We start from the raw sequence: 16,798 nt of genomic DNA on the forward strand, positions 1-16,798 counted from the left end.
AGCCCATCAGGCCTCCGCGTTGAGAGCGACAATGACCAAGCAGCCGGACAACACCACGGAAAGCGCGGCCTCCCTGGCCTGCCATGTGCTGAGCAAAAGCGGCCTGCCCCTGGCGCGCCGGCTGGCCGCGCGGCTGGCGCACGAGCCCTGGCGCGCGCCTTCGGGCGTCGCAGCGGCGGCCTGCCTGATCTGCGCGCCGGCCCGGCTGCGCCTGCGGGACGTCAGGCCCTTTGAGCGTCTTGGGGATTTTCTGGCGCAGGAATACCGGCGTCATGCGGCGCATATTTTTATAGGTTCCACGGGCATTGCCGTGCGCGTGCTGGCTCCTCTGCTCAGGCACAAAAGCCTGGACCCGCCCGTCGCGGTTCTGGACCCGGACGGGCGCTTCGTCATCAGCCTCCTGGCCGGGCACTGGGGCGGCGGCAATGAGCTGACCCGGCACCTGGCGCGCTTGCTGGACGCCACGCCCGTGATTACCACGGCCTCGGATCAACCGTCCGCCTTGCCCGAAGAATACGCCGCGCGGGACCAGGCGCCGCCGCGCGCGCTGGATCTGCTGGTCCGCGACGCGGGCCTGCGCATTCTGGATTGGCACTGTCTGCCCCAGGCTCAGGCCGCCCTGCTGGAAGGCCGCAGGCTGCGCCTTTGGGATCCCTGCTCGGCCCTGCCCGGAGCCGCGCCCCCGGCTTTTGAGCGTTTGCCCGGCACTGAGGAAGACGCGCAGCCGCCCCGTGCCGCTTTCCCCGGCTCCAGTGCCGGCGCATGTCCGGCAGATCCGGCTGCGTGCCCCGGCCCCTTGCTGGCCGCGCACTGGCGGCGTCTCGCGCCGGCTCCCGGCCTGTTGCGTCTGGCCGTGCCCCGGCTGTATGTGGGACTGGGCTGCCGCAAAAACCTGCCGCCGGAAGCGATTCTGCCCGCGCTGGAAGCCTTGCTGGCCGCTCATGGCCTGGAGCTGCGCGCCGTTGCCGGTCTGGCCACAGTCACGGAAAAACTGACGGAAGCGGCCCTGCTGGCGCTGGCGGAACGCCTTGGCATCCCCCTGCGGGGTTTTGCCGCGGCAGAGCTGGCCCGCTGCGCCACGCCCAATCCTTCCGAGGCTGCCGGGCGACGTTTCGGCCTTGCGCCTTTCAGCGTCTGCGAGGCAGCGGCCCTGCTGGCTGCCCGCCACGGTCAGGCGAACAGCCCTTCCGCGGCTTTTGCTCACGCGCCTGCCCCGGGGCAGGCTTCAAGGCTGCTCATTCCCAAGCACGCGACCCAGGCTCGCCTTACCCTGGCGGTGGCGCTTGCGGTCCAAACCCCACAATCTCCATGAATGCCGCACCTCTGTATGTCCTGGGTCTGGGCCCCGGCGATGGGGCCTGCCTGACGCCCCAGGCCCGCGCCGCCCTTGAGCGGGCCGAATGCGTGGCAGGGTATCATCTTTATCTTGAACTGACCCCGCCGGAACTGCTGCGCGGCAAAACCGTCATCGGCACCGCCATGCGCCACGAAGAAGAGCGTTGCGCCGCCGCGGTGGATGCCGCGCTTTCCGGCCGCTGCACGGCTCTGGTCTGCTCCGGCGATCCCGGCATCTACGCCCTGGCCGGGCTGGTGCTGGAAATGCTGGAAGCTCGCGACTTGCTTGAGCGCGTGCCGCTCACGGTCGTGCCCGGCGTGCCCGCCGTCTGCGCGGCCGCTGCTCTGCTCGGCGCGCCGCTGACGCACGATTTCGCCTGCGTGAGCCTCAGCGATCTGCTCACGCCCTGGGAAACCATTGCGCGAAGGCTGCACGCCGCGCTGGCAGCGGATTTCGTCTGCGTGCTCTATAACCCGCGCTCCAGGGGCCGCCGCTGGCAGCTTTCCGAGGCCCTGGCCCAGGCCCGGCGGCTGCGGCGGCCGGACTGCCCGGTGGGACTGGTGCGCAAGGCCTTCCGGCCCGGTCAGGAAGTCGGCGTGCACCGGCTGGACAGCTTTGACGAGGCCTGGGTGGATATGCTCTCCCTGGTGATCATCGGCAACAGCGAAAGCCGAGCATTGGGCGCGTATATGCTCACCCCGCGCGGCTATGCCCGCCGTGGGTCATGAACGGGCTTTCGCTGCATTCCAGGAGCTTTTTGCAGCCCCATTGACACGCTGCCGCCCTGCACGTAGATTCAATGGTAATTCTTGTATGCTCTTTCGTAAGGAGAAAATCCGCCATGAAGAAAGTTCTGTTTCTGTCCTGTATTCTGACCCTGATCCTGGCTCTGCCCGCGCTTGCCGCCCAGCCGCCCGTGCCCACCGAATCCCTGCCCTTCAAGGGCTCCAAAAAGACGGTCATGTTCCCGCACGCGCCCCATGCCAAGGTGGAGTGCGTGACCTGTCACCATCAGGTGCAGGGCAAGGAAAATTTCCAAAAATGCGCCACTGCCGGATGCCATGACGACCTCACGGCCAAAAAAGGCGAAAAGAGTCTTTTTTACGTGGTCCATGCCAAGACCGGACTCAAGCATCAGACCTGCCTGGAATGCCATACCAAGGTTGTGGCCCAAAAGCCGGAATTGAAGAAGGAACTCACGGCCTGCGCCAAGTCCAAGTGCCATCCCTAGAGCAGATTACCTTTGACTTTTTATGAAAGTCAAAGGTGGCATTCAGGCGAAAAGCGCGGTTTTCGCTTGGATGTACGCCGCGTTGCGGCGGCTGCCGCTTTCGCGTCAGCAGAGCATTTTCAAAGAGAAAATGCTCTAGGGCCTGTTCACAATAAAAATGCTCCACGGCAGAGCATCCGGGGCGCTCTTCCGCCGCACGGAATTCTTTCCGGCAGTGGCTGAAGCAGTTCTGGGATGTTTTTCCAAAGCCGCTTTCGAGCGGCTTTTGCCGTTTCCGGGGCCTGCAACAGGCTTGCCGCCCACCCTGTTTCAGTAAAATTTGCGTATTTACCCATAAACTGATACGTTTTTTTGTCGTTTTATACATGACAGCACCGAATTTCACGTTGTGTCGTCCTCCGGCGCCCGTGCGCCGATGATTTAACCCCATGAGGTTGCGCATGGCTGCCCAAAACATTGCTGACAACGATGAGGACATCATCGACCTCACTGAGCTTATAGAAAAAGGCGAGGTCCCGGCCAATGAGGCGGCTGTTTCCGCCGGACAAGCCGAAGAGGCTCTCAGCGCCCAGCTCCAAAGTCTCAATGATCTGCCCCAGCAGGCCGACAAGGAGATCGATGCCCTTCTCGCCCAGATGGAAGTCAAGGATGATGGAGCTCCGGCCGATGAAGCCGCAACGACGCGCAAAGTCGATCCTAATGAAGAGCTTGACATGCCGGGCATGGGGGAAGTGGATAAGCTGCTCGACACATTGGACATCCCGCCGCAGCCGCATGAGGATGGCGCGGCGCAGGCCGCGCCCGGGAGTCACGCAGATTCAGGAAGTATAGACAGCGTGGTGGATGATCTGCTCAATTCCATGAGCCCTGCGCCGCCCGCGCATTCGGGCTCCGATCAGAAGCCAGACGTGCATGAGCTGCTTTCCGCGGCATCCGCCCCCGAGGCGACGGGCGATGCCCTGCCGGATGATCTGGAGGCCCTGCTGCAAGCTAACTCGCCGGGCGCAAATCCTGCGGCAGGCCCGTCTGCGCCCCGGAGCCCGGAGCCTGATCTGACCGCGGATCTGGACGATTTGCTGGCAGCGGCCGAAAAACCCGCTCCGCCCTCGGGCGCCGCCTCGCCCGCCGCGTCCAAAGCGCCGGATATCACAGCGGATCTGGACAGCCTGCTGGCCGCCATGACCGCCGGGCAGGATGACGTGCCGCCACAGCCGGCCCGGCCCAGGGACAAAGCGCGGGACGCCGAGACTCCGGCGGCTCAGGCCGTCGCAGCGCCGCAGCCCGCGCCCGAAGCCGCGCAGGCGGCCGCAGCCGCGAACATCACCGAAACAGAGCCGGAACTGAACCCGGAAATCGCGCAGCCAGCCGCGCCGGAAACCGCGCCCCAAAGCCAGCACGAGCCTGCCGCGGATCTGGACAGCCTGCTGGCTGCCATGACCGCCGGGCAGGATGACGCGCCGCCACAGCCGGCCCGGCCCAGGGACAAAGCGCGGGACGCCGAGACTCCGGCGGCTCAGGCCGTCGCAGCGCCGCAGCCCGCGCCCGAAGCCGCGCAGGCAGCCACAGCCGCGGACATCACCGAAACAGGGCCGGAACTGAACCCGGAAATCGCGCAGCCAGCCGCGCCGGAAACCGCGCCCCAAAACCAGCATGAGCCTGCCGCGGATCTGGACAGCCTGCTGGCCGCCATGACCGCCGGGCAGGATGACGCGCCGCCACAGCCGGCCCGGCCCCGGGACAAGGCGCAGGATGCCGAGCCTCCGGCGGCTCAGGCCGTCGCAGTGCCGCAGCCCGCGCCCGAAGCCGCGCAGGCAGCCGCAGCCGCGGACATCACCGAAACAGAGCCGGAAGCGGGATTGGAAATCGCGCAGCCAGCCGCGCCGGAAACCGCCCCCAAAAGCCAGCATGAGCCTGCCGCGGATCTGGACAGCCTGCTGGCCGCCATGACCGCCGGGCAGGATATGCCTTCTTCCCTGGAAGACATGCCGCTCACATCGCATGCGGAGGAGCACGCTGCCGCGCGGGCCTCGGAAGCAGCGCATGAAACGGATGCGGCGCAAGCCTCCGCGCCGCATGAGTCCGCGCACACCGCAGCCGATCTCGCGGAGCACGCTGCCGGCGAGGAGCAGGCTTTTGCGCCTGAGGCCAATGACGAGCTGGATCTGGACATGCTGCTCCTGAGTCCGACGCAGCAGAGCCCAGGCGAGGCCCATGTTTCGGAAGCGGCTCCCGACACTGCTCCGACGTGCGCCGGGCCTTTGCTTGACGGCGACGCCGAGCCCTTGACCGCGCTTGACGATTTGTTGATCGCCGCCCTGCCGGAACAGGCCGCGCAGGCTCCCGCCGACCGGCACGCTGCCCCTATTCCGGCAAAGCAAGCGCCCAAAAGCCAGGCCCCGCAAGGGCCTGAAGCCGACCGGGCCACCGCTGAAGAGCTTGTGAGCCTCAGCGTGCGGCTTCGCCACTGTGAGGCGGAACTTGCGGATGCCAGAGCGCGGATTGCCGCTCTGGAAAGGGCTTCCGGAGCCGCGGCGGCCTCCCTTGAGGACCTGTTGCGCGACGGCAGCCCGCTGCACGACCGTTTTGCCGGGCTGATCGCTTCCTCTGTGCGTCAGGCCATGCAAAGCGCGCCCGCGGGCATTACCGAGCAGGTTCTGGACGAGCGTTTGCAGGCCGTCAACCTCTCCAACAAAAGCATTTCCGCCCGGATGGACGCTCTGGAAACCCGTCTAGATCATCTGGAACCGCGCTTCAACGCGCAGGTGGAAAAGGCCGCTGCCGGCGCTGCCGCACGAATTCTGCGCGAGGAAATCGCTACTCTTGTGCAAAGCTGAGCAAGCTTGCAAGGGTCAAAGTACAGTACAGCAGGGCAGACGCATCTTCTGCGCCAGCCCTAGATGGCGGCAGCAGGGCTATCGACGGCAGAGCGGCAACGGCTTACGTCTCTGCGGCATCGAAAAATGCCTGCTGTCGCGCGGGATGGCGCAAGCGGTCCAGACAAGGCCGCTCATCGTATCCCGTCTGTGCCCTGCCGCCTGCTCTGCAAGGCGTTTGCAACCGCGCCGGCCAGCTCCCGCGCGCTTGCCAAGGCTTGGCTGAACGCTTATGCTTTTGCGCGGTTTCACGGCATGCCGCCGGGATCGGCATCCGCCGCGCTGCTCTGCGCAGCGCATCCTAGAGCAGATTACCTTTGACTTTTTATGAAAGTCAAAGGTGACATTCAGGCGAAAAACGCGGTTTTCGCCTGAATGTACGCCGCGTTGCGGCGGCTGCCGCTTTCGCGTCAGCAGAGCATTTTCAAAGTGAAAATGCTCTAACTACCGACAAAAAGGGCGGGGGCTTGCGGTTTCCGTTCTTTTACCCGTCCAGGCAATACCCGCTGTGGGTCCGGCCATTCCCCAACGGGCGGGTTTTTCTTTCGGCCGTTGCCTGCGTTGGCGGGAACGGCGCGCTTGAGGCTGCTATGGATAAAGATCGCAAGGAAGCCCTGCAGGTAGCCAAAGAGCTGACTGCCAAGTTTATTGAGACGCGCACTGTTTCGCCGGGCAATTTTGCCGAGATTTTTCCCTCGGTCTATCGGGTAGTGTATGCTGCTGTGCGTGAAGGCGCCAGTGAAGACGACAACAAAGGGACAAATGCGTGACTTCCTCCCCGCCCCCGTCCCATCTGCCGCCTCCCCTGCGGCATGACGCCGCCGTAGCGGGCATGTTCGGGCGCATTGCCCGTCTCTATGATTTTATGAACAGGCTGCTGAGCCTGGGCGTGGATCAGCACTGGCGGCGCGTGCTGGCCCGCAACGTGCGCCTTGGTCAAAAGGGCATGGTGCTGGATCTGGCTGCCGGCACGCTGGACGTGGCTTTGGCCGTGCGCCGCGAGCACCCCGCCGCGCTGGTTCCGGCGCTGGATTTCTGCCCGCCCATGCTCAGCCGGGGCCGCGGCAAACTCAAGGGCGCAAACGCCCTCCGCGTGCTGCCCGTGGCTGCGGACGCCAAACATCTGCCTCTGCCCGACGCCTCGGTGGATTGCATAACCATGGCCTTCGGCATCCGCAACATTCTGCCGCGCGAAGCGGCTTTTGCCGAAATGCTGCGCGTGCTCAGGCCCGGCGGTCGCGCCTGCATCCTGGAATTCGGCTCGGGACGCGAACAGATCTGGGGCGGGCTGTACAATTTTTATCTGAATCGCATCCTGCCGCGCATCGGCCAAGTTTTTTCCAAAGATCCGGCGGCCTATGAGTATCTGGCGGAAAGCATCTGCGCCTTTCCCACAGCGCGCGAACTGGAAGCGGAAATGGAACGCGCAGGCTTTGCACGCGCCTGGCATCTGAAACTCACTTCAGGCATAGCCTGCCTGCATCTGGGGGAAAAGGCCTGAAATCGGCGGAACAAGGTTCCCGTAACGCATGCGCGAGCCCTGACGGCATTGCGCACACGCAAGAGGGCCGGGGCGTTTTCGCGCATAGTGTTTTTGAAACGCCCGCTCCGGCGCGGAACGGCGCAAGAATATAAGAATTTTTTGCAAACTCAGGCCAGCCCAATCGCCAACAGCCCGATCCCCATGGCCGCCAGGCCCGCAAGACGCAACCGGGAAGCGGGCAGGGGCAGAAGGCTGAGCAAGGCGCGACGCATGCCCGAGGGAAAAAGCGCCCAGCACAGGCCCTCGAGCACAAAAGCCAGCCCCAGGGCGCGCAGAAAGAGGCCAAAGTCGAAGTTCATGTTCTCCAGTAGACAGAAAAACGCCCTTTTGTAAAGGAAAGAAGATCATGATCAGCTTTGAGTCGCTGCAAAAACGACAATATCCCCTGGCCGTGGTGGGGCTCGGCTATGTGGGCCTGCCCCTGGCTGTGGCCCTGTCGCGACACATGGACGTTCTCGGCTTTGACGTCAATGCCCGGCGTATTGCGGAACTGACCCGGGGCCATGACCGCACCCGCGAAGTGGACGACGAAAAGCTCAAAGCCGCCGCAGTGCGCTACACCGGCGATCCGGCTGCGCTCAAACAGGCGGCCGTGATCATCGTGGCTGTGCCCACGCCCATAGACGACCACCGCTCCCCGGATCTTTCGCCGGTCGTCAGCGCCACAACCACTGTCGGGCAAAACTTGACCGCGGGTTGCGTGGTGGTCTATGAGTCTACGGTATACCCCGGTCTCACCGAGGAAGTCTGCGTGCCCATTCTGGAGCGCGAATCCGGGCTGCGTTATGGCCGCGACTTTACCGTGGGCTACTCGCCGGAACGGATCAACCCCGGCGACAAGGTGCACACGCTGGAAACCATCACCAAGATTGTCGCAGGCTCGGATCAGGCCACGGCCGATCTGCTGGCGCGGATTTACGGCTCCGTGGTCAGGGCGGGCATTCACCGCGCTTCCAGCATCAAGGTGGCCGAGGCCGCCAAAGTCATCGAGAATACCCAGCGCGACCTGAATATCGCGCTGATGAACGAGTTGGCCGTCATTTTCGAGCGCATGGGCATCGACACCCTGGAAGTGCTGGAAGCCGCGGGCAGCAAATGGAATTTTCTGCCTTTCCGGCCCGGTCTGGTGGGCGGGCACTGCATCGGCGTGGACCCCTATTACCTCACCTACAAGGCCGAGGAACTGGGCTTTCACCCGGAAGTGATCCTGGCAGGCCGCCGGATCAACGACAATATGGGCAAATATGTGGCCGAATGCGCGGTCAAGCGGCTGATCAGGCGCGGCCGGGTGATCAGCGGCGCGCGCGTGGGCATTCTGGGTTTCACGTTCAAGGAGAACGTGCCGGATCTGCGCAATACCCGCGTGGTGGACGTCGTGCGCGAGCTCAGGGATTACGGCGTGGAAACGCTGGTCAGCGACGCTCAGGCCGACCCGGCGGAAGCGCTACGCGAGTACGGGCAAACGCTTGTCCCCCTGGAGGAGCTTCGCAACCTGGACGCCCTGATCCTGGCTGTGGGGCACGCGGCATACGCAAGTCTCTCGCCCGAGGATCTCAAAAGCCGCTTTGCGGACCCGGCCGCTGCGGTGCTGCTGGACGTGAAAGCCTTTTTTGATCCGCAGGCCATGCGCGCGGCGGGCCTTGCCTACTGGAGGCTGTAAAACCCGTGGCCCTGCTGATCTGCGCGGCCGCGCGCGAGGAGCTCGCGGCCCTGATGCCGCACTGGGAACGGACTGCGACGCCTGACGCGGCCGGGCCGGATCTCGCGGCGGAAATGCGCTTGTGGCCGGTGCGCCTGAAACATAGGCAGGCTCTGGCCTGCCTCACCGGCGTGGGCCCGCTGAACGCAGCCCTGGCCTTGGGGCTCTGCCTCGCCAGAGCCGAAGCCGAAGGGCGGCCCGTTGACGCAGTGCTCAACGCCGGGCTGGCCGGCAGTTTTAACCTCGCGGATCTGCCCTTGCGCTCCCTGTGCCTGGTGCGCGAGGAAATCTGGCCGGAATACGGCCTGCACGACGGCCACAGCGTCACGGCCGAGGCTTTCGCTTTTCCGCTCTGGCGGCGTCCGGCAACGGACGGCAGCGGGCGGGCGGACGTGCGCGACCGCCTGTCGCTGAGCAATGCGGCCGGGCTGGCGGCTCTGGGCTTCAGAGGCCCGGAGGCTGCGCTTCCCTTCCGGGCATGCCGCTCGCTGACCGTTGCCGGGGTCAGCGCCAGCTTTGACAGGGCGCGCAACCTCTGGAACCGCTATCACGCGGAATTGGAAAATATGGAAGGCTTTGCCGTGGCCTATGCCTGCGCCCGCCAGAGCATCCCCTGCGTGGAGATCCGCTGCGTATCCAACAAGGTGGGTCCCCGCGCAAAAGATGAAAAAGACTTTCCGGGCGCGCTGGCGGCTCTTGGCCGCATTCTGCCCGCCCTTAACCTGATCTGAAGCACAGCCATGATCCTACTCAAAGCCCGCCTTGCCCTGGAACTGCCCCCCATCAACCGGGCGCTGGCCCGGGCCGTGGACACGCTGCCCGAACCCGTGCGCCCTGTGGCCCGGCATATCTTCGAGGCCGGAGGCAAACGCCTGCGCCCGCTGCTGACCGTGCTCACGGCCAGGCTGCTGGGCTATGCGGCCGAGGATATTTACGAGCTGGCCGCGACCATGGAAATGCTGCACGGCGCCACCCTTTTGCACGACGATGTGCTGGATAACGCCCTGAGCCGCCGGGGCAGGCCCGCAGCCCATACCCTGTTTGACGTGCCCACCGTGATCCTGGCCGGGGACGCGCTGCTCGCCGGGGCCAACGCTTTGGTGGCCGGATTCGGCGACCCGCGCCTGACGCGCTGCTTTTCCGAGGCCACCAGCCGCACCGCGGCCGGGGAGATTCTGGAAATCGCCTCCCAGGGGCGCGTGGATTTGCCCGCCGCCGAGTATCAGGAAGTGGTGCGCGGCAAAACCGCCTGGCTGATTCGCGCTTCCTGCGAATTGGGGGCCCTGCGCGCCGGGGCTGATGCGGCTGCCGTGGCCGCTGCCGGCGCATACGGCGAAAATCTGGGCATGGCCTTTCAGCTGGTGGACGACGCCCTTGACTTCGCGCCCTCGAGCGTGACCGGCAAGCCCACGGGCGGCGACGTTCGCGAAGGCAAACTGACGCCCCCTCTGCGGCTCTATCGCCTGAGCCTGAACCGGGAAGAACGCGCCGCCTTTGACGCGGCCTTCAGTTGCGGCCTGATGACCGAACATGACGCCGAAGCCATTGCCGGGCGCATCCGTGACGCGGCTTTCGACGCGCAGACGCGTCTGGACGCGGATGCCTACCTGGACGCGGCCCGCGCGGCTCTGGACAATCTGCCCCATCTGCCGGAACGCGATCTCATGCGCCAGATGGCCGACTATGTGCGCGACAGGAAGAAGTAGTTTTTTTGCAACGGAAGCAGATTCCTTTTTGAAATGTGTCAGATTTCCAGGGTAATCCGGTCGCGTGCGGCCTTTGAAAGTCAATCTGCTCTGAGAGGAGGCCAGTATGCTCTATCGCATGGAAACAGGCCCGCATGCCGGGCTGGAAGATACCCGGGGCCGCAAGACGGCCCAGCAATTGCGCAGGGCCCTGGGCCTCGCCGTGGGCGGAGTGCGCCAGATCAAAGTCTTCACCGTGGACGGCCTGGATGCGGCCCAGGTTCGCCGCCTGCTGGACGAGGGCATCTGGCACGATCCCATTTTGCAGCAAGCCTCATTGGAGCCCCTGCCCCTGCCCGCTCCCGGGGAAGGGCCCGCGCCGGACTGGTTCGTGGAAGTGGGCTTCCGCCCCGGCGTCACGGACAACGAGGCCCGCACGGCCCGCGATACCGCGGCCCTGGTGCTGGGCGTGCCGCGCGACAGTTTGCGCGTCTACACGGCCATACAGTACCGCATCTGCAATGATCCGGCCGCACCGCTCACGCGCGAACAGGTGCAGGCCCTGGCCCGCGATCTGCTGTGCAACACGCTGATCCAGCGCTTCCGGGTCAAAAGCCTGGCAGAATGGCGCGGGAATCCGGGTTTTGCGCCGCAGGCGGCCAGGGTCACCGGCCAATCCAACGACACTGTGGAAACCGTGGCCCTTTCCCGGATGGACGACGCCGCCCTGCTCAAAGCCAGCCGTGAAAACACCTGGGCTCTCAACCTCGACGAATTGCGCAGCATCCGCGCGCAGTTCACTGATCCCGCCGAGATCGCCCGGCGCAAGGCCCTGGATCTTCCCGCCGATCCCACGGACGTGGAAATGGAGGTGCTGGCCCAGACCTGGTCCGAGCACTGCAAGCACAAAATTTTTGCCGCGCGCATCGACTATCTGGATGAAGACACCGGGCGGCATGAGAATGTGGACAATCTGTACAAGACCTGCATCCGCGACGCCACGGCCATCCTGCGGCAGCGCATGGGCGCCAATGATTACTGCAAATCCGTGTTCACGGACAATGCCGGGGTGATCGCCTTCATTAACGGCTACGACGCCTGCATCAAGGTGGAAACCCACAACAGCCCTTCGGCCCTGGACCCGTACGGCGGCGCGCTGACCGGCATCGTGGGCGTGAACCGCGACCCCATGGGCACGGGCCTGGGCGCGGAACTGGTCTGCAATACGGATGTCTTCTGCTTTGCCTCGCCTTTTTACGACAAGGCCCTGCCGCCGCGTCTGCTGCACCCCCGCCGGGTGCTGGAAGGCGTGCGCGAGGGCGTGGAGCACGGCGGCAACAAATCCGGCATTCCCACTGTCAACGGCTCCCTGGTCTTTGACGAGCGCTACCTGGGCAAGCCCCTGGTCTACTGCGGCACGGTGGGGATCATTCCCACGCAGATCAACGGTCGCCCGGGCTGGGAAAAGAAAGCCCGGGTGGACGATGTGATCGTCATGACCGGCGGCCGGATCGGCAAGGACGGCATCCACGGCGCCACCTTTTCCTCCGAGGAGCTGCATGAGGGCTCCCCGGCCACGGCCGTGCAGATCGGCGATCCCATCACCCAGCGCAAAATGTACGACTTCATCCTGCGCGCGCGCGACCTTGGCCTGTACAACGCCATTACGGACAACGGCGCGGGCGGCCTGTCCTCTTCGGTGGGGGAAATGGCCGGGGATACGGGCGGCTGCGTGCTGGACATCGCCAGGGCCCCGCTCAAATACGACGGGCTGCGGCCCTGGGAGATCCTGCTTTCCGAAGCTCAGGAGCGCATGACCCTGGCCGTGCCCCCGGACAAGCTGGCGCAATTCATGGAGCTGGCCGCGCGTATGGATGTGGAGGCCACGGCTCTCGGGCATTTCACGGCTTCAGGCTTTTTCGAGGCCCGCTACGGCGAGCGGGTGGTGGCCTCTCTGCCCATGCGCTTCATGCACGACGGCGTGCCCCAGCTTGAGCTGGAAGCCGTATGGAAAACGCCGGACACGCCGGATACCCGGGTAGAGGTCACGGGGCTGGACGCGCGCGGCGAGGCTGCATTTTTACGGCGCATGCTCGGGCGTCTGAATATCTGTTCCAAAGAATACATTATCCGCCAATATGACCATGAGGTGCGCGGCGGCAGCGTGATCAAGCCCCTGGTGGGCGCGCTGCGCGACGGCCCGGCCGACGCGGGCGTGCTGCGCCCCCTGCTGGAGTCGGACGCCGGGCTGGTCATTGCCCACGGCATCTGCCCCAAATTCAGCGATTACGACACCTACTGGATGATGGCCAACGCCATGGACGAGGCCGTGCGCAACGCGGTGGCCGTGGGCGGCAATCCCGACGCGCTGGCCGGGGTGGACAATTTCTGCTGGTGCGACCCGATCTGGAGCGGAAAAAATCCCGACGGCCGCTATAAGCTGGCGCAACTGGTGCGGGCCTGCAAGGCCTTGCGCCAGTTTTCCCTGGCGTACGGCCTGCCCTGCATCTCCGGCAAAGACTCCATGAAGAATGACTACACCGGCGGCGGTGAACGCATCTCCATTCCGCCCACAGTGCTTTTCTCCGTGCTGGGCGTGATCAACAATGTGACCTGCGCGCAAACCTCGGATTTCAAACGCGAGGGCGAGCATATCTATCTTTTGGGCGGCACCTGGCGCGAAATGGCCGGCAGCGAGGCAGCCGACGAATTGGGCCTGAAGGGCGGACGCGTGCCGCATGTGGACGCGACCACGGCCCTGCCCCGCTATCGCGCGATCAATGCGCTCATGGGCCAGCGGGCCATTGCCGCCTGCCATGACTGCTCGGACGGTGGTTTGGCCGTGGCCCTGGCCGAAATGTGCATTGGCGGCCGCCTGGGCGCGGAAGTGGATCTTGATGCCGTGCCCGCCCTGGAAGACATGAGCCGCACGGAGCTGCTCTACAGCGAATCGGCCAGCCGTCTGCTGGTCAGCATCAGGCCCGACCTGGCCATGCTGCTTGACGCCCTGGGGCAATGGCAGATCTGCCGTCGCATCGGCACGGTCGCGGGCGACGGGCATCTGACCCTGAAAAGCGGCGACAGCGTTGTGTTGCGCGAAGATGTGGAAGAGCTGGCCCGGGCCTTCAAACGCACCCTGGACTGGTAAGGGCTCAGGGCTGACGCATCTAGAGCAGATTACCTTTGACTTTTTATGAAACAAAGGTGGCATTCAGGCGAAAAACGCGGTTTTCGCCTGAATGTACGCCGCGTTGCGGCGGCTGCCGCTTTCGCGTCAGCAGAGCATTTTCAAAGAGAAAATGCTCTAAACTTTTTCTAACCAACTGATAATAAAACTTTTTCAGCAATTTGACAGGCTCTCATTTTTTGCGGTATAGTCTATGTAATGAGAAAAGGCATTCCCCATGCCGGTTGGTGGCGCACAACGCGCGGGCGCGTTTCCAGGGTCAGCCCTCATTAAGCCACCTGCTGCAAAGCCGCCTTTTTCCGTCCGGCGGCGTGGCAAGGCCAACATTGACCTTGCGGTATGTTCAATACAGCTTCGCCCAATGTTTGCCTTGCGCCTTGCCGGCCGAAAAAATTCGGCTTTTCGCGGACGGTGTTTTAATGAGGGCTGACCCTGGGCCACCGGAAAAACCCTTGGGGTCAGAGTCGCGGGCGCGACTTGTCCGGTTCCGCATCGCTTTGCGCCGGACAGCCTTGAACACCAACCAAGGAGTAATCATGAAGTATTCACGCTGGCTTTCCATGGGAGCAGCCCTGGCCCTTTGCCTGGCTCTTGCCGCCCCCATGAATGCCGACGCGGCTTCACAAAGCGCTCCCACTGCCAAAAGCCGGAAATCCGGCACAGAAGCCCCTGCTCCCTCCGTGAAAAAAAGCAAAAAAGTCGTCTCTTCCGCACGCAAAAGCAAGGCTGCCGTCAGCAAGAGCAAAAAGGCGCGCAAAAAGCAGCGCAGCAGAGCTGCAGCCAAAAAACAGCTCAGGGCCAAGGCCAAAACTGCCCGCAAGAGCGCGGATAACCGCGCAATCTGGCTTAAGCGCGCCCAGGGCAGCGAATTGCTGACAGGCAAGGCATCCTGGTACGGTCGTGACTTCCACGGCGGTTCCACGGCCAGCGGCGTTGATTATGATATGTACACCTTCACCGCGGCTCACCGCACCCTGCCCATCGGCACTGTGGTCAAGGTCACGGATCAGGATAACGGCAAAAGCGTCATGGTCTGTGTCACGGATCGCGGCCCCTATGTGCGCGGCCGGATCATCGACCTCTCGTATGCCGCCGCCAGGCAGCTTGACTTGAGCAGGCGCGGGGTGGGCAAAGTGGATCTGGAAGTGGTCAGCGACGAAAGCGGCACCCCGCTCAAGGCTGATCAGGCGTATTATGTGCGCTATGTGGCCGCCAAAGGCCATGAAAAAGTCGGGCCGTTCCGCGCCTTCGCCGACGCCGCCGCCATGCACGAGGCCTTGCGCCAGATGCATCCGGAAGCCGAAGTGGTGCTGGGCAGCTCTCGCTGAGATCGTCGTACCACAGCAATGCAAACAAGGCCTCCCGGCAGATGCGGGAGGCCTTGTTTACAGCTCGCTTCAGCTTTGCGGCTCAGGCTTACAGCCGCTCCAGGACTTTGCGCCCCATTTCCTCGCAGCCCACCAGCGTTTTGCCCGCTTCCATGATGTCGCCGGTGCGGTAGCCGTCGGCCAGGGTCCGGCGCACGGCCGCTTCAATGCAGTCAGCTTCGGCGCTCAGTCCCAAACCCAGGCGCAGGAGCATGGCCCCGGACAGAATCGTCGCCAGAGGATTGGCTTTGTCCTGCCCGGCGATATCCGGCGCGGAACCGTGGACAGGCTCAAAGAGCCCGGGCCCGGAAGCGCCCAGTGAGGCCGAGGGGAGCATGCCCAGGGAGCCGGTGATCACCGAGGCTTCGTCGGAAAGGATGTCCCCGAAGATATTGCCGGTCAGGATAACGTCGAACTGCGAGGGATCGCGCACCAGTTGCATGGCCGCATTGTCCACATACAGGTGCGAAAGCTCCACGTCGGCGTACTCCCTGTGGGTTTCGAGCACTACCTCCTTCCAGAGCCGCGAGGTTTCCAGCACATTGCTCTTTTCCACGGAGCAGACCTTTTTGCGGCGCTTGCGCGCGGTCTCAAAGGCCACCACCGCGATACGGCGGATTTCCTCTTCCGTATAAATCATGGTGTTGAAGCCCGTGCGCAGGCCGTCGCGCGTTTCCAGGCCGCGCGGCTCGCCAAAATAAATGTCGCCCGTGAGCTCGCGCACCACAATGAGATCAAGGCCCCTGGCCGCCACGTCCGGCCGCAGCAGGCAGGCTCCGGCCAGTTCCGGCAGCAGCAGGGCCGGGCGCAGATTGGCGAAAAGCCCCAGAGCCTTGCGGATGCCCAAAAGGCCTTTTTCCGGCCGTTTTTCCGGCGGCGCGGCATCCCACTTGGGGCCGCCCACCGCGCTGAGATAGACCGCATCCGCCTTGCGGCATTTCTCCACGGTTTCGGCGGGCAACGGTTCGCCCGTGGCGTCCACGGCCGCGCCGCCGATCAGGGCTTCCTCAAAATCAAAGATGTGGCCGAATTTTTGCGCCGTGGCCGCCAGCACGCAGGCTCCCTGGGTCAGAATCTCCGGGCCGATGCCGTCGCCGGGCAAGAGGCAGATGGTCTTGTTCATAGGCAATTTCCTTAACTTTTTCAGGTACTCCACGTTGTTCCGCGCTCATGACCGGCAACGGCCGGCAACCGCGCAATCTCCCGCCAGGCAAGGCAGACGCCCCACAGGCCAACACGCTTGCCCCTGCCCCTGGCGGGGCAATACGGATGCAGCAGCACAGGCCGTGAGCCCTGGGCAAAACAGGCGCATAGGCAGGCCGGGAAGCAAAAGGCGTTTTGAAAGCAGTTTCCCTGTGAAACGGCTCTAGCGCCCGTCTCCCAGGCGCTCCTTCACATAGCCTACCAGGCCCCCCCTGGCCAGAATGGCGGCCATGGATTTGGGCAGCGGCGGGCAGACGATTTCCGCGCCGTTGGTCAGATCGTGGATGCGGCCCGTGGCCGCGTCGATTTCCAGCTCGTCGCCGTCCCGGATTTTGTCCACCTCGTCGCCCACTTCCATGAGCAACAGGCCCATGTTGAAGGCGTTGCGGTAAAAAATGCGCGCAAAGCTGTGCCCGATGACCACGGGCATGCCCGCGCCCAGAATGGCAATGGGCGCGTGCTCCCGCGAGGAGCCGCAGCCGAAGTTGCGCCCGGCCACCAGAATGTCGCCCGGCCGCACCCGCTTGACCCACTCCGGGTCCAGTCCGGACATGCACTTTTCGCCCAATGTCGCGGCGTCGCTGGTGACCAGAAAGCGCGCCGGGATAATCGCGTCCGTGTCGATATGTTCGCCCACTTTGTGGGCCTTGCCCTTGTACTCCATAATGTGATTC

The 16,798-nt window shown here is 64.3% G+C and carries 16 protein-coding genes; 11 read left to right on the top strand and 5 right to left on the bottom strand.

Going from position 1 to position 16,798, the window contains the following annotated elements; translation table 11 throughout:
• Positions 1-31: 31 nt before the first annotated feature.
• From G7Y52_RS08540 to G7Y52_RS08550, 3 genes are all read left to right on the top strand, one after another.
• A complete protein-coding gene (locus tag G7Y52_RS08540; RefSeq protein WP_165070205.1) occupies positions 32-1,312 on the top strand; it encodes a cobalamin biosynthesis protein in 1,281 nt (426 codons plus the stop codon).
• Positions 1,309-2,064 carry a precorrin-3B C(17)-methyltransferase gene (gene cobJ / locus G7Y52_RS08545; RefSeq protein WP_165070208.1) on the top strand — a complete coding sequence of 252 codons (756 nt, stop codon included), beginning with the start codon at positions 1,309-1,311 and terminating at the stop codon, positions 2,062-2,064. Before G7Y52_RS08540 ends, cobJ begins: the two co-directional genes overlap by 4 nt.
• A 113-nt stretch (positions 2,065-2,177) precedes the next feature.
• Positions 2,178-2,567, top strand: coding sequence for a cytochrome c3 family protein (locus G7Y52_RS08550; protein ID WP_165070211.1), 390 nt, complete (start codon positions 2,178-2,180; stop codon positions 2,565-2,567).
• Here the strand turns inward: G7Y52_RS08550 and G7Y52_RS08555 are convergent.
• A complete protein-coding gene (locus G7Y52_RS08555; protein WP_165070215.1) occupies positions 2,533-2,733 on the bottom strand; it encodes a hypothetical protein in 201 nt (66 codons plus the stop codon). The two genes, G7Y52_RS08550 and G7Y52_RS08555, sit on opposite strands and share 35 nt — an antisense overlap.
• Positions 2,734-3,007: 274 nt before the next feature.
• On the opposite strand from G7Y52_RS08555, the gene G7Y52_RS08560 reads away from it, so the two are divergent.
• From G7Y52_RS08560 to G7Y52_RS08570, 3 genes are all read left to right on the top strand, one after another.
• A complete protein-coding gene (locus G7Y52_RS08560) occupies positions 3,008-5,401 on the top strand; it encodes a hypothetical protein (protein ID WP_165070219.1) in 2,394 nt (797 codons plus the stop codon).
• A 629-nt stretch (positions 5,402-6,030) separates the two neighbouring features.
• Complete coding sequence (locus G7Y52_RS08565) at positions 6,031-6,210, top strand: hypothetical protein (RefSeq protein WP_165070223.1); 180 nt, start codon at positions 6,031-6,033, stop codon at positions 6,208-6,210.
• On the top strand, positions 6,207-6,941 hold the full coding sequence (locus G7Y52_RS08570) for a ubiquinone/menaquinone biosynthesis methyltransferase (RefSeq protein WP_277424296.1): 735 nt from the start codon (positions 6,207-6,209) through the stop codon (positions 6,939-6,941). Before G7Y52_RS08565 ends, G7Y52_RS08570 begins: the two co-directional genes overlap by 4 nt.
• Positions 6,942-7,090: 149 nt before the next feature.
• Here the strand turns inward: G7Y52_RS08570 and G7Y52_RS08575 are convergent, their stop codons facing one another.
• Entirely contained in the window at positions 7,091-7,282 is a 192-nt protein-coding gene (locus G7Y52_RS08575; RefSeq protein ID WP_165070227.1) for a DUF2065 family protein, read from the bottom strand.
• A gap of 47 nt (positions 7,283-7,329) precedes the next feature.
• Here G7Y52_RS08575 and G7Y52_RS08580 point away from each other — a divergent pair, with 47 nt between their 5' ends.
• From G7Y52_RS08580 to G7Y52_RS08595, 4 genes are all read left to right on the top strand, one after another.
• Positions 7,330-8,643: a nucleotide sugar dehydrogenase gene (locus tag G7Y52_RS08580; protein ID WP_165070256.1), complete on the top strand. Its 1,314-nt coding sequence runs from the start codon at positions 7,330-7,332 to the stop codon at positions 8,641-8,643.
• A gap of 5 nt (positions 8,644-8,648) precedes the next feature.
• Positions 8,649-9,413, top strand: coding sequence for a futalosine hydrolase (mqnB, locus tag G7Y52_RS08585; protein ID WP_165070279.1), 765 nt, complete (start codon positions 8,649-8,651; stop codon positions 9,411-9,413).
• Positions 9,414-9,422: 9 nt separating this feature from the next.
• The gene (locus G7Y52_RS08590; protein WP_165070283.1) at positions 9,423-10,388 is read left to right on the top strand and encodes a polyprenyl synthetase family protein; all 966 of its coding nucleotides are present in this window, start codon (positions 9,423-9,425) and stop codon (positions 10,386-10,388) included.
• 106 nt (positions 10,389-10,494) lie between these two features.
• On the top strand, positions 10,495-13,515 hold the full coding sequence (locus G7Y52_RS08595; protein ID WP_165070286.1) for an AIR synthase-related protein: 3,021 nt from the start codon (positions 10,495-10,497) through the stop codon (positions 13,513-13,515).
• A gap of 43 nt (positions 13,516-13,558) precedes the next feature.
• Here G7Y52_RS08595 and G7Y52_RS15485 read toward each other — a convergent pair whose 3' ends face one another.
• A complete protein-coding gene (locus G7Y52_RS15485; RefSeq protein WP_277424297.1) occupies positions 13,559-13,690 on the bottom strand; it encodes a hypothetical protein in 132 nt (43 codons plus the stop codon).
• A 400-nt stretch (positions 13,691-14,090) separates the two neighbouring features.
• Between G7Y52_RS15485 and G7Y52_RS08605 the strand changes: the two genes are divergently transcribed.
• Positions 14,091-14,882 (top strand): septal ring lytic transglycosylase RlpA family protein, encoded by a 792-nt coding sequence (locus G7Y52_RS08605; protein WP_165070293.1) that lies wholly within the window; start codon positions 14,091-14,093, stop codon positions 14,880-14,882.
• An 88-nt stretch (positions 14,883-14,970) separates the two neighbouring features.
• Here the strand turns inward: G7Y52_RS08605 and leuB are convergent, their stop codons facing one another.
• Together leuB and G7Y52_RS08615 are read right to left on the bottom strand one after the other, a co-directional pair.
• Positions 14,971-16,044 (bottom strand): 3-isopropylmalate dehydrogenase, encoded by a 1,074-nt coding sequence (gene leuB / locus G7Y52_RS08610; RefSeq protein WP_165070296.1) that lies wholly within the window; start codon positions 16,042-16,044, stop codon positions 14,971-14,973.
• Positions 16,045-16,287: 243 nt separating this feature from the next.
• Complete coding sequence (locus G7Y52_RS08615; RefSeq protein ID WP_165070301.1) at positions 16,288-16,788, bottom strand: 3-isopropylmalate dehydratase small subunit; 501 nt, start codon at positions 16,786-16,788, stop codon at positions 16,288-16,290.
• Positions 16,789-16,798: the final 10 nt, after the last annotated feature.

The organism is Desulfovibrio sp. ZJ200 (genome assembly GCF_011039095.1).
In the GTDB taxonomy this organism is placed as follows: domain Bacteria; phylum Desulfobacterota; class Desulfovibrionia; order Desulfovibrionales; family Desulfovibrionaceae; genus Desulfovibrio.